We start from the raw sequence: 12,258 nt of genomic DNA on the forward strand, positions 1-12,258 counted from the left end.
GCTCGACCGGTCCCGTTCGAGGCCGACATTCAGGCCTTCGAACTGGTGGACGCGGCCTTTCCGCCGCCAACCTGCTCGACGCTGTTTGTCGGTTCCTCCTCGATCCGGCTGTGGCGCAGTCTGGCCGACGATTTCTCCGACCGCCGGGTGATCAATCGCGGCTACGGCGGTTCGACCATCGCCGATACGGTCCGCTTCTTTGACCGCATCGTCACGCCCTATGCCCCGCGCGCCATCGTGTTCTACGCGGGAGAGAACGATCTCGCCCAGGGCAGGAGCCCGCGTCAGGTGTTCCGCGATCTGGAGAACCTGCTCAAGCTGAAGCGCGAGCGCTTGGGCGATACCCCGATGTGGGTGATTTCACTCAAGCCCTCGCCATCGCGCTGGGCGCAGCGCGAACAGCAGATCGCCTTCAACACCATGGCGCGCGAGCTGGCGCTGACCGAAAACGATCTGGCCTATATCGACGTGGCGTCGCCGATGCTGACCCCTGCCGGTACGCCGAAGGACATCTACGGCCCCGACCGGCTGCACATGCGGGCATCGGGCTACCAAATCTGGACCGCGCTGGTGCGCGCGGCCTTGCAGGACGTGCCGCCGCCCGCGCGGTGCCGGACACGATAGTCAGGAACCAGTGGCTGCGATCAGGGGTTTACCTCGCAAAGACCCCTAACAGGAGACATTCCATGATTGGCAAGATTATCGGCGGCATCGCAGGCGCCAAGATGGCGGAAAAGACCTCGAACATCGGCGGCACCGGCGGGGCGCTGCTCGGCGCGACGGCCGTGGCCGTGGTGCGCCGCCTCTCGTTGCCGGCGCTGCTGGCCGTGGGCGCGGGCGGCTATGCCTACAAGAAGTATTCCGAGCGCAAGGCCAAGTCGCCGGCGGAACAGGCCAAGGCCGACACCGGCGTGGCCTCCGCCGCCGTCTGAGCTTGCGGATGGAGGAGGCTCAGGCCGGCCTTTCGGGGTCGAGCCCGGCGGCTTCCTCCACCACCTTGGCGATGGCGGTGAAATCCGCCGCGCCCCCCTCGCGCGCCAGTGTGCGTTCGAGATAGTCGGCGACCACCTGACCAAGCGGCAGCGGAACCTGCGCCGCCTCGGCTTCCTTCAGCAGCAGGCGCGTGTCCTTCAGGCTTAGCGCTGCCGCAAAGCCGAAGTCGAAAGTGCGCGGAAGGACCGATTTCGGCCATTTGTCGCGGGTGGCGGAATTGATCCCGGTCGACTGGTTGAGCACCTCGATCATTTTCGCGGGGTCCAGCCCGGCCTTGATCCCGAAAGCCATGCCCTCCGCCGTCACCCCGATGGCGACCGCGCCGAGCAGGTTGTTGACCAGTTTCATCGTCTGCCCGGCTCCGGGCGTTTCGCCCATGAAGGTCGGCTTGCCCAGCCGTTCGAGCAGCGGTTCAAGCATGGGGTAATGCTCAGCCGGGCCGCCTACCATCAGCGACAATGTGCCATCGTGCGCCTTGGCGATCCCGCCCGACACCGGCGCATCGAAGCTCGCGACGCCCCTCGGTGCCAGCAGCGCATCGAGTTCGACCGCGAGCTGCGGCCCCGAGGTCGACAGATCGCACAGGATCGCGGGGCTGCCGCCGCTGGCGATCTCGGCTACGGCATCGCGCACGATGGCCGGGGTGGGCAGACTGGTGAACACGATGTCGCACTGCGCGCCGAGCGCCTTGGCGCTGCCCGCCGCTTCCGCGCCCTTCTCCACCAGCGCGGCGACGGCCTCGGCGTCGATATCGTGGACCAGCAGGCTGTCCGCATGGCCGATCAGCCGCGCGGCCATGCCTGCGCCCATGCGGCCCAGTCCGAGAAATCCAACCTTGGTCATGTGTGCTCCGATAGGGCTGTGGCGATGGGGGTGTGCGGGGCGAGATCGACCCGCGCGATATCGTCATCCGAGGGGAAACAGCGCAGCACCAGCGGATCGTGGCCCGGAATGACATGGTCGAGCGACTGACCCGCAAGGTCCATCAGGCGTTTTTGCGCGGCGGCATAGGCCGCCACATCGACAAAAATCGGGAAGGGAATCGCGCGGGTGATATTGGCGTAAAGATGCGCGGCGTCGCTCGCCAGCACCACGGCCCCGCGCGCGGTGTCGCAGACGACCGCCTGCAATCCGGCGGTGTGCCCGGCCAGCTGCACCAGCCGGATGCCCGGCGCGAACTCGCTGTCGCCATCGTGAAACACCACGTGGTCGGCATAGAGCTTGCGCACCAGCTGCGCGACCGGTTCGCCATCGAAGGGCGCGCGGGTCGGTTCGTCGAGAATGCGGCGGCTGGTGGCGAAGGCCAGTTCGGCGTCCTGCACGTGGAACCGTGCATTGGGAAAGGTGCTCAAGCTGCCGGCGTGGTCGTAGTGCAGGTGGGTGAGGATTACGTCCTCGACCAGCAGCGGATCGACCCCGGCGGCGCGCAGCCCTTCGCTCACCGGGCGGGTGATCACGCGCCCGCGCGCCACTGCTGCCTCCTCGCCGAAACCGGTATCGACCACGAGGGGCGGCGCGCCCTCGCGGTGGATCGCCCAGACGAAATAGTCGAGCGGCATCGGCAGATCGTGATCGTCGACCGGCGCGGCGAAGTTGGCGGCGGCCATCCGCTCGTGACGGGCATAGCGGATCGCGTCGATACGGGTGACGGGCAAGCTCAAGTGAACTTGAGCCTTACCGGTTGCCTGATCGGACCGTGGCCGACGGTGGTCATCCACGGTTCGTAGTCGCCCGCGATTTCGAACGCCTCGACCTCGCGCACGAGCGTGCCGAGAAAGGCCTGTGCCTCGGTTTGCGCGAGCATTCGCCCGACGCAGCCATGCACCCCGTAACCCCAGCCGAGCGAGTGCCGCGTGTCGCGCTCGATGCGGTATTCGTCGGGGGCGTCCCAGAAGCGTGGATCGCGGTTGGCGGCGGCGAACATCAGCCCGCAGCGAGTGCCCGCCGGAATCACGTAATCGTCAATCGCGACATCGACCGCGGCGATGCGGCCCGCCATGCGGCTGGGCGAATCCCACCGCAGCGATTCGTCGAAAGCACTGCGCAGGAGCTTGGGATTGGCGCGCAGCTTGGCGTATTCCTCGGGGAACAGCGCCCAGGCGCGGATCGCGTTGGCCATGGTGAGGTAGGTGGTGTCGGCCCCGGCGCTGAGCACGGTTTGCAGCAGCAGCTTGGCCTCGTCCTCGGTCACTTGCCCCGCGTCGGCGGCGGCGAAGATGCTCGCGCCGATGCCTTCGGGGTCGAGCGCGTTCCGGTCGCAGGCCGTGCCGAGCCATTCGACCACGGCGGAGAAATCGTGGTCCATCGCCTCGTCGAACAGCTCGCCGGGCGGGCCCATCGTCGCCCAGACCATCTGCGAGAAGCCGTGCATGTGGTGGCGGCCCTCCTTTGGCAGGCCGAGCACCTCGGGCAGGATATCGAAGATCCACGCCTGCGTAATCTCGCCCACGGCGTCCACGGCCTCGCCTTCACGCTCGCGCAGCTTGCCGACGAACGCTTCGGCGGAGGCCTGAAAGATCGCCTTGGTCCGCTCCAGCGCGCGCGGGCTGAGCGCGTCGGAGACCACCTTGCGCACCTGCGTGTGGCGGGGCGGATCGTCGGTCAGCAGGATTTCGGGCCGGGGCGAGTTGGGATCGTGCCAGGGGCGGCTGGTGGAGGAGAAACTCTTCCAGTCGAGCAATCCGCTGGTGACGTGTTCGTGCCGCGCGATCATGCAGGTGCCGTCGTGCAGCCGCACCACGGGGGCGAACTCGCGCAGCGCATCGTCGACCGCGCGGGCATCGCGCACCGCTGCGGGGGTGAAGATGTCGAGCGGGTAGTCGGGGATCGGCTTGGTCATGGCTGCGCTCCGGATCGGGCCCTTCGAGACGGTTCAGCCTGCGGCTTCACCTCCTCAGGGCGAACGGTGAGGAAGGCACTCACAGCCCCAGCCCCCGGAACCACACCTTGCCATCCGCGCCCGTCTCGAAATGCCCGGCGGTCGGCTCGGCGAAGTGCGCGCCGACGATCAGAATGCCGCTGTCTTTGTATGTGTCGACGAAGGCGACGCGGGTGGCGCGGCCAGCGTCCTTGTCCATGTCGAAGGTCGCGTCGCGGTGCGGCATTGCGCATTGCATCGGGTGGTGCATCAGGTCGCCGGTGATGACCGCGCTTTCGCCCTTGCTCTCGATGCGGACATGGATGTGGCCCGGCGTGTGGCCATGGCTCGGCTCGCAGGTGAGTTCGGGGCAGATCCGGTGGTCGGTGTCGATAAAGTCGGCCATGCCGAGCGCCACGATCGGATCGACGCATTCGACCAGATGGCCATCCGAATGGACGCCATCGTGGCGGAGCACCTTCTCCCATGCCTCGTATTCGGTCTTGCCGAACAGGTAGCGCGCGTTGGGGAAGGTCGGCTTGTAGGTGCCGGTTTCCGGGTCCTTGTAGGTGTTCCAGCCGACATGGTCGAAATGCAGGTGCGTGCAGAACACAATGTCCACCTGCTCGCGCGTAATGCCGAGGCTGGCGAGGTCTTCGAGGAAGCCTTCGGGCAGGTTGCAGAAGACATCGAAATCGCGCTCGCGCCCGGCGCCGATGCAGCTGTCGACCACGATCACCTTGTCGGGCGTCTGCACCACGAAGCCCTGGAAGTTCATCCGCTGCTGGCCTTCAGGCGTCGCATAGTGCGGGTGCAGCCAGTCGAGCGCGATAACCTCCTCGGGGGTGGCGTCGGGCATGGTCATGTGGATGTCGTCGCGGAAGTCCCACAGCTCGACGATGCGGCTGATTGTGACATCGCCGACCTGCCAGCTCTTTACGTGCTCTGCGGCCATTCCTCTCTCCTTTTGGCCCTCTCCCTTAAGGGGGAGGGTTGGTTGGGGGTGTGCCACGTCGCCAGTGCCGGACCACCCACCCCCAGCCCCTCCCTGAAGGGAGGGGAGTCTTGTCATGCCGCCACAGCCGTCTTCGGCTTGTAGCGTGCTACACTTTCCTCCGGGAGCTGCGCCGGTGTCAACCGGGCTTTGCCGAGAACGAAGTCGGCGCATTTCTCGCCGATCATCACGCAGGGAGCATTGGTGTTGCCGCCGATCACCAAGGGCATCACGCTCGCATCGGCGACACGCAGGCCCTCGATCCCGATCAGGCGCAGCTCCGGATCGACCACGGCGCTTGAATCGCCCGCCGCGCCCATCTTGCAGGTCCCGACCGGGTGGTGAACCGTGTAACCCGTCTCGCGGATATAGGCGTCCCACTGTTCGTCGCTTTGGCACTCGGGGCCGGGGGCGACCTCGGTGCCCTGATACTTGGCGAAGGGTTGGCTGGCGAAGGCCGTGCGGGCGATCTTCAGCGCGCGGATCAGCGGCTGGATATCGTCGGGGTGTTCGAGCAGGTGCGGGTCGATCAGCGGGGCTGCGGCCGGGTCGGCTGAGGCCAGCGTCACTTCGCCCCGGCTCTTCGGATAAAGCGCCACCGGGCTGATCGCATAGCCATGGCCGACCGGGAACGGCACACCCTTCACCGTCAGCCGCTTGGCGGGCTGGAACACGAACTGCACATCGGGTTTCGAAAGCGAGGGATCGGTGCGCAGGAAGGCCACGCTCTCGAACACATTGCCCGCCAGCGGACCCTTGCGGGTGAGCAGATAGTTGAAAAACTGGAGAACGTTGCGCGGCATGGCGCGCCAGCTGATGCCGTAGCTGGTCATGTCGCCCGTCTCCATGTGGATCGGGCTGGCGACATGGTCCTGATAGTTCTGGCCGACCCCCGGCAGATCGTGGACCACCGCGATGCCGTGCTCGCGCAAATGTGCGGCGGGGCCGATGCCGCTGAGCATCAGGATATGCGGGCTCTGCACCGCACCGGCGCTCAGGATCACCTCGTGACGGGCGCGCAGGATGCGGCCATCGGTCAGCTCGACACCCACCGCGCGCCGGTTCTCGACCACGATGCGCGCCACCCGCGCATCGACCTGCAAATGGATATTCCCGCGCGCCATCGCCGGGCGGAGCATGTTCTTGGCCGTGCTCTCGCGCTGGCCGTCGCGGATCAGGCCTTGACGGCGGCCATAGCCCTCGGGATCGGGGCCGTTGAAATCGGGGCAGGCGGGGAATTGCTGCTCGGCCAGCGCGGCCATGAAGGCGTAATTGAGCGGGTTCGGCCCCTCGACCATTTTTGCATTTATGGGGCCGCTGGTGCCGTGGAAGACGCTCGCCGGATAGTCCTCGTTATGCTCGGTGCGGGTGAAGTAGGGCAGCACCTCGGCATAGGACCAGCCTGTGCAGCCAGCGTCGGCCCAGTCGTCATAGTCGGTGGGGTGGCCGCGAAAGTAGACCATGCCGTTGATCGAGCCGCTGCCGCCGATGACCTTTCCGCGCGGCACCCCGATCCTGCGGCCCGCCATGCCGGGCTGGGGGACGGTCTCGAACCCCCAGTTGGTGGCCTTGCGCCCGATGGCGGCGGCGACGAAGCTGGGCACGTGGATGAACGGATGGCTGTCATGCCCGCCCGCTTCGAGCACGCAGACGGTTTTGGACGTATCCTCGCCCAGCCGCGCGGCCACGCATGCGCCGGACGAACCTGCGCCAATGACGATGTAGTCGAACTCGCCTGCCAGCATTGTTGTACTCTCCCGCCGCGCATGGTGCCAGCGGGGGAGATGATTGCAAGTCTAATTGTTTTGGGGGATGGGGTCTTCTCAGACAACTCCCACGGTGAAGACAAGGAAAGGAAAAAGCGCAATAGCAAGAAGGACGATCAAAAAGCCAACTTGTGGCTCCCATTTATCGGCGCGTCTTAGGATGAGGCCCGCTCCTATCAGTGCGAGGACCACCAAAAACGGTGGGATAATATGCAACAGAATATGGTCTCGAAGAGAAGCAGATGGTGTTGTTGCCTGCGCCATCAGGATCAAGAGGTGTAGGTTCATTGCCAAAATAAGTGACCACAGAAAGGCAATCAAAACGGTTCCGAACTTAACCATCTTTACCCCCCCCCATCACACTCAATCGCCCCAGCAGCAGCCCCGCTCAATCATAAACCTCACGGCGATGCCCCACAGCCACCACGACAACCACAAGCCTGTCGTCCTCGATCCGCGCGATCACGCGGAAGTCACCGAAGCGATAGCGCCAATAGCCGCTGTAATTGCCGACCATCGCCTTGCCACGCTGGTTCGGATGATCGAGCGCGGCGATCTCTTCAAGTCCGGTTACGATCCGTGCTGATGGCGCATGGCCCAGCTTGCGCAATTGCTTGCGCGCGCCGGGCGTGATCTCAACCGTCCAGGCCAAGTTCGCGCTTCAACTGATCCAGAGTGATGTTCTCGCCCGGTTCGGGATTGCGCAGCGCCTCTTCAAGCAAGGCGAGGTCTTCCAGTTCCTCGATCCGCTCGATCAGGGCTTCGCGCGCCAGATGGCTCTTCGAGCGGCCCATGCGCTTGGCAACGGCGGTGAGGCGGGCTTCCAGTTCAGGATCGAGGCGAACGGCGAGCATGGCGAATCTCCATTTGTCATACATGTATAACACAGACACAAAATGTAGGAAAGTCACTCCCCATCATAACTAATCGCCCCAGCCGCAGCCCCGCTCATCACAAAGCCGATCGGCCGCTCTGCCTCCTCGGTCAGGTGCCCGATCAGCCCGCCAGTCCGGCACAACAAACCGATCCCCTTCAGCGCCGCCAGTGGCCAGCCCAGATCGAGCATGATCGCGGGGATCGGGCCGTTCACGTTCACCGGCAGCGCGCGGCCAATCGCCTCGGGCAGCGCCGCCTGCAACGCGCGCATCATCGCCACGTGCTCGCCCGAGACACCGCGCTCGTCGGCGAGCTTCAACAACAGGTTCGCACGCGGATCGCCCTCGGAGTGCTGCGGGTGGCCGAAGCCGGGGACCGCCTTCGTATGCGCGCGCCACTCGGCGATTTTGCGCCGCGCCACCATGTCCACCGCATCGCCGCTCGCGCGTTGGTCGGTCACGCAGTCGTGGTAGAACTTGCCCGCAATCTCGGCGCTGCCCAGCACCACCGAGCCGCAGCCCAGCAACCCCGCCGCGACCGCGCCCTGCACCGCCTCGGGCGCGGCGGCGAGCGTCATCCGCGCGGCCACCACCGAGGGCACCAGCCCGTGCTCGGCCAGCGCGCAGAGCACCGCGTTGAGGAAGAAGCTCTGGTCCTCGTTGGGCTCCTCGCCCGTCACCAGCAGCCAGAAGTAGCTGGAGAAATCGAACTTGCCGATGATGTCCTCGCACAGGTCGCGCCCGCGCACGGTGATCGATTCCGCGTCCGAGGTGCAGATCGCAGTGTAGGGCTGATCCTGTTTGCCGATGCGCATCTTGTCTTTCTCCCGTCTGGTTGTGTCGCAGCCTATCCGTTCGTGTCGAGCGAAGTCGAGACACCTTTGCGCGCAAGTGTCTCGACTTCGCTCGACACGAACGGCAAGTGGAGAGAAAATCGGGAGAGACATTTATGGCAAAGCCGCTGAACGGCATTCGTGTGCTCGATATGGGCACCTTCATCACCGGCCCGGCCTGCGGGATGCTGCTGGCGGACCTCGGGGCCGAGGTCATCAAGGTCGAGATGCCCGAGACGGGCGACCCGTTCCGCGCCTTCAAGGGCGATCTCTATTCGCCGCATTACCAGACTTACAACCGCAACAAGAAGTCGATCACGCTCAACACCAAGGCGAGTGAGGAGGATCGCAAGGCGCTCGACGAGCTGGTCGCAACGGCTGACGTGTTCATCCAGAATTTCCGCCCCGGTGTCGCGGAACGCCTGTTTGTCGATGCGGCCAGACTCCAGAACATCAACCCGCGGCTGATCTATGTCGATATTTCGGGGTTCGGCAACGATGGCCCGTGGAAGGACCGTCCGGCTTTCGACACCGTGTCGCAAGCCGCCTCGGGCTTTCTCAGGCTGCTCGTGAATCCCGGCAATCCGCGTGTGGTCGGCCCGGCGATTGGCGATGCGGTGACGGGGTTCTATGCCGCCTATGGCGTGCTCGCCGCGCTTTATGAGCGTGAGAAGAGCGGCAAGGGCCGCCGCGTGGAAACCTCGATGTTCGAGGCCATGGCGCATTTCAACCTCGACGACTTTACGCACTATCTCAGCGCCGACGAGGTGATGGGGCCATGGAGCCGCCCGCATGTCTCGCAAAGCTATGTGTTCGAATGCGCGGATGGCGGCTGGATCGCGCTGCACATGTCGAGCCCGCCCAAGTTCTGGGAGAACCTTGCCGAGGCGGTAGGCCAGCCCGACATGCTCGCCCAGCCCGAGTTCGAAAGCCGCCCGGCGCGGATCGCGAACTATGAAAACGTGGTGAAATTCCTCGCCCCGATCTTCGCCGGCCAGCCGCGTGCCCATTGGGAGGAGCGGCTGACCAGCCTCGAAGTGCCGCACTCGGCGGTCTATTCGAGCAAGGAGGTGCTGGAGGGCGATCTCGCCAAGCACCACCAGTTGGAGATCAGCGGTGAGGGCCAACGTGGCACCTTCCGCACGATCCGCAATCCTATCCGGTTCGATGGCGAGGTGGAGAGCAGTGTCACCCCGCCGCCCGAGCTGGGCCAGCACAATGAAGAAATACTTGGCCGCAAGCCATGATGCGTTAGATTGCTAAGGATGAGGCCGTGCAAAAAGACTCGGCCCAACGGGAGAATGGATCATGGCAAAACTGCCGAGCAGATTGCACCACACCGCCTATGTGACCAAGGATCTGGAGATGACCCGCGCCTTTTACGAGGACGTGATCGGCCTGCCGCTGTCGGCCACCTGGTGCGAGGCCGATATGCTGTTCGGCAAGGAGCGGACCTATTGCCACGTGTTTTTCGACCTTGGCGATGGCAGCTCGCTGGCGTTCTTCCAGTTCGCCAATGCCGACGATCAGGCCGAGTTCGGGCCGGAGATTCCGTCCTCGCCGTTCATCCATATCGCGCTCAACGTCGATGCCGAATGTCAGGCGGGGATCGAGCAGCGCATCAAGGAGGCCGGGATTTCAGCGCCCGATACCTATGTGCTGGAGCACGGCTATTGCCGCTCAGTCTATGTGAAGGACCCGAATGGCATGATCGTCGAGTTCTGCAACGACGATCCGCGCGCCGCCGATGGCAAGGCCGAGCGTCAGGCCAAGGCCCATGCCGAGTTGAAGCGCTGGCTGGCGGGCAACCACGAGAACAACAACACGTTCCGCAAGGAAGAGGCCGCATAGGGCCGCGCGGATGAGCGGTTTCGCCACCACCCACACCGGCAGCCTGCCGCGTCCCGACTATCTGCTCGACCTGATGTTCGCCCGCGAAGGCGGTGAGGCGGTCGATCCCGCCGCGCTCGATGCCGCGGTGGAGCGGGCGACGGCGGAGGTGGTCGCGCGGCAGATCGAAGCGGGGCTCACCGTCGTCAACGATGGCGAGATGTCGAAGCCGAGCTATGCCACCTACATCAAGCACCGGCTCTCAGGCTTTGGCGGCGAGGCGGGGCAATACGAATTCGCCGACCTCGAGGACTTCCCCGGCGCCAAGGCGCAGGTGTTCGGCAACAAGGGCCGGGCAAAACGCTCGGCGCCCGCCTGCACCGCGCCGATAGAAGTGATCGACATGGAGGCCCCGCGCATCGACGCCGAGCGGCTCAAACGGCTGGCGAAGGGCCACGGCACCTTCATGTCGGCGGCCTCGCCGGGCGTCACCGCGCTGTTCTTCCCCAACCAGTACTACGCCAGCGATGAGGACTATGTCTTCGCCCTCGCCGAGGGGCTGCGGCACGAATACGAGACCATCGCGGCGGCGGGGATCACCTTGCAGGTCGATTGTCCCGACCTCGCCATGGGCCGGCATGTGCAGTTCACCCACCTCAGCCTTGCAGAGTTCCGCCAGCGCATCGGCATGAACGTCGCCGCGCTCAACCATGCCTTGCGGGACATTCCGCCCGAGCAATGCCGGATGCACCTGTGCTGGGGCAACTATCCCGGCCCGCATCACTGCGACGTGGCGCTCGCCGAGATCGCCGACATCGTGTGGCAGGCGAGGCCCCGGACGGTGCTGCTCGAAGGCGCGAACCCGCGCCACGCGCACGAGTTCGCCTATTTCGAAAGCCATCCCCTGCCGCAAGACAAGGTGCTCTGCCCCGGCATGATCGAGCCGCAAAGCCCCTATATCGAGCATCCCGAACTAATCGCGCAACGGATCGGCCGCTACGCCGACCTGCTCGGGCGCGAGCGGGTGATGGCGGGGGTGGACTGCGGTTTCTCGGTCCACGCGGGCAGCAATGCGCTCGACCCGCAAGTGGTCTGGGCGAAACTGGCCGCGCTCAGCGAAGGGGCGCGGATAGCCACTTCCCGCTACTGGTAAGGCGGCCATTCCCGCGCTAGGCGGGCTTTTCGCAGTGCGGGCGTGGCGGAATGGTAGACGCCGGGGACTTAAAATCCCCTGAGCCTTGCTCGTGCGGGTTCGAGTCCCGCCGCCCGCACCAGCTCGCCAAACCGAGCGCGGAGCGAGTTTGCTTTGCAATATGTAAACCATCCAAAGGCGCAGGCATCCGACATTATGGGCAGCGCGGTATATTTCCGTGCGGGCGCTTAGGTGTTGATAAACCAATCCTGAACGATCCTATGTCAGTAAGCGATTCTGGCAGGAGGCCTAAGCCGCCCGCCGCAATCAATTGGGACCGTCGCCTTATGCAAGACCCAGCAAGGCTCGACAGTACGAGCACCCCAGACCCAGGGCAGGAGGCCACTGGGGCCGAGATGCGCGCCGCGCCGCGCGTCGGCCTGCTGATTCGGCCGGCGAAGATCATTTCGCCCGACCACCAGTTCCTGTGCGTGATCCGCGATCTTTCGGAGACCGGTCTCAGCGTCTGCGTGTTCCACTCCCTGCCCGAATGCGATCACTATACGATCGAATTCCAGAACGGCGACCGCATCCCGGCCGAGGTGATGTGGCGCGATGGCGACCGGATGGGCCTCAAGTTCCTTGAGCGCGCCGATCTCGACCGGCTGATCACCTCTCCGAGCCGCTATGCCAAGCGCCCGATCCGCATCGAACTGGAAGCACCGGCGATTGTCGCGATGCCGGGGCGCGATGTTCCCGTGCGGATCTGCGACATCTCCGGGCAGGGCGCGAAGATCGCCTGCGAAGAGCACATGATGCTGGCATCGAACGTCGTTCTCAGGGCCACGCACCTTCCCTCGACCCGGGCGAAGATCCGCTGGCGGCGCAACGGAGCCTATGGCCTTGTGTTCGAAGATACGCTGCAGATGAGCGAACTGGCACGCATCGTCGCTGCCATGCAGAACGTCGCCCTGTAGA

The 12,258-nt window shown here is 65.1% G+C and carries 15 protein-coding genes and 1 tRNA gene; 7 read left to right on the plus strand and 9 right to left on the minus strand.

Annotation, left to right across the window (positions count from 1 at the left end; all coding sequences use genetic code 11):
* Window positions 1-624: SGNH/GDSL hydrolase family protein (locus tag D2V17_RS12720; RefSeq protein WP_119593181.1), on the plus strand; the 624-nt coding region annotated here is incomplete at its 5' end.
* A gap of 62 nt (window positions 625-686) precedes the next feature.
* Complete coding sequence (locus tag D2V17_RS12725; RefSeq protein WP_119593182.1) at window positions 687-932, plus strand: hypothetical protein; 246 nt, start codon at window positions 687-689, stop codon at window positions 930-932.
* 19 nt (window positions 933-951) lie between these two features.
* On the opposite strand, the gene D2V17_RS12730 is transcribed toward D2V17_RS12725, so the two are convergent.
* From D2V17_RS12730 to D2V17_RS12770, 9 genes are all read right to left on the minus strand, one after another.
* Window positions 952-1,836: an NAD(P)-dependent oxidoreductase gene (locus tag D2V17_RS12730; RefSeq protein WP_119593183.1), complete on the minus strand. Its 885-nt coding sequence runs from the start codon at window positions 1,834-1,836 to the stop codon at window positions 952-954.
* Window positions 1,833-2,654 (minus strand): N-acyl homoserine lactonase family protein, encoded by an 822-nt coding sequence (locus D2V17_RS12735; protein ID WP_119593184.1) that lies wholly within the window; start codon window positions 2,652-2,654, stop codon window positions 1,833-1,835. The genes D2V17_RS12730 and D2V17_RS12735 overlap by 4 nt, the downstream gene beginning before the upstream one ends.
* Entirely contained in the window at window positions 2,651-3,832 is a 1,182-nt protein-coding gene (locus D2V17_RS12740) for a cytochrome P450 (protein ID WP_119593185.1), read from the minus strand. Before D2V17_RS12740 ends, D2V17_RS12735 begins: the two co-directional genes overlap by 4 nt.
* A 79-nt stretch (window positions 3,833-3,911) precedes the next feature.
* Complete coding sequence (locus tag D2V17_RS12745; RefSeq protein WP_191229179.1) at window positions 3,912-4,805, minus strand: MBL fold metallo-hydrolase; 894 nt, start codon at window positions 4,803-4,805, stop codon at window positions 3,912-3,914.
* 113 nt (window positions 4,806-4,918) lie between these two features.
* Window positions 4,919-6,589, minus strand: a complete 1,671-nt coding sequence (locus D2V17_RS12750) for a GMC family oxidoreductase (protein WP_119593187.1) — start codon at window positions 6,587-6,589, stop codon at window positions 4,919-4,921.
* Window positions 6,590-6,667: 78 nt separating this feature from the next.
* Window positions 6,668-6,952, minus strand: coding sequence for a hypothetical protein (locus D2V17_RS12755; RefSeq protein ID WP_119593188.1), 285 nt, complete (start codon window positions 6,950-6,952; stop codon window positions 6,668-6,670).
* Window positions 6,953-6,998: 46 nt separating this feature from the next.
* Entirely contained in the window at window positions 6,999-7,262 is a 264-nt protein-coding gene (locus D2V17_RS12760) for a type II toxin-antitoxin system RelE family toxin (protein WP_119593189.1), read from the minus strand.
* Entirely contained in the window at window positions 7,246-7,464 is a 219-nt protein-coding gene (gene relB, locus D2V17_RS12765; RefSeq protein ID WP_119593190.1) for a type II toxin-antitoxin system RelB family antitoxin, read from the minus strand. The genes D2V17_RS12760 and relB overlap by 17 nt, the downstream gene beginning before the upstream one ends.
* A gap of 53 nt (window positions 7,465-7,517) precedes the next feature.
* On the minus strand, window positions 7,518-8,300 hold the full coding sequence (locus D2V17_RS12770) for a citryl-CoA lyase (protein ID WP_119593191.1): 783 nt from the start codon (window positions 8,298-8,300) through the stop codon (window positions 7,518-7,520).
* Window positions 8,301-8,434: 134 nt separating this feature from the next.
* Between D2V17_RS12770 and D2V17_RS12775 the strand changes: the two genes are divergently transcribed.
* From D2V17_RS12775 to D2V17_RS12795, 5 genes are all read left to right on the plus strand, one after another.
* Window positions 8,435-9,565, plus strand: a complete 1,131-nt coding sequence (locus D2V17_RS12775; protein ID WP_119593192.1) for a CaiB/BaiF CoA transferase family protein — start codon at window positions 8,435-8,437, stop codon at window positions 9,563-9,565.
* 61 nt (window positions 9,566-9,626) lie between these two features.
* Entirely contained in the window at window positions 9,627-10,169 is a 543-nt protein-coding gene (locus D2V17_RS12780; protein WP_119593193.1) for a VOC family protein, read from the plus strand.
* A gap of 10 nt (window positions 10,170-10,179) precedes the next feature.
* Entirely contained in the window at window positions 10,180-11,301 is a 1,122-nt protein-coding gene (locus D2V17_RS12785) for a cobalamin-independent methionine synthase II family protein (protein ID WP_119593194.1), read from the plus strand.
* 36 nt (window positions 11,302-11,337) lie between these two features.
* A tRNA-Leu gene (locus D2V17_RS12790) sits at window positions 11,338-11,422 on the plus strand.
* A gap of 274 nt (window positions 11,423-11,696) precedes the next feature.
* Window positions 11,697-12,257, plus strand: coding sequence for a PilZ domain-containing protein (locus tag D2V17_RS12795; RefSeq protein ID WP_191229180.1), 561 nt, complete (start codon window positions 11,697-11,699; stop codon window positions 12,255-12,257).
* Window position 12,258 lies beyond the last annotated feature (1 nt).

Origin of the sequence: Aurantiacibacter xanthus (assembly GCF_003584015.1) — a bacterium.
GTDB lineage: Bacteria > Pseudomonadota > Alphaproteobacteria > Sphingomonadales > Sphingomonadaceae > Alteraurantiacibacter > Alteraurantiacibacter xanthus.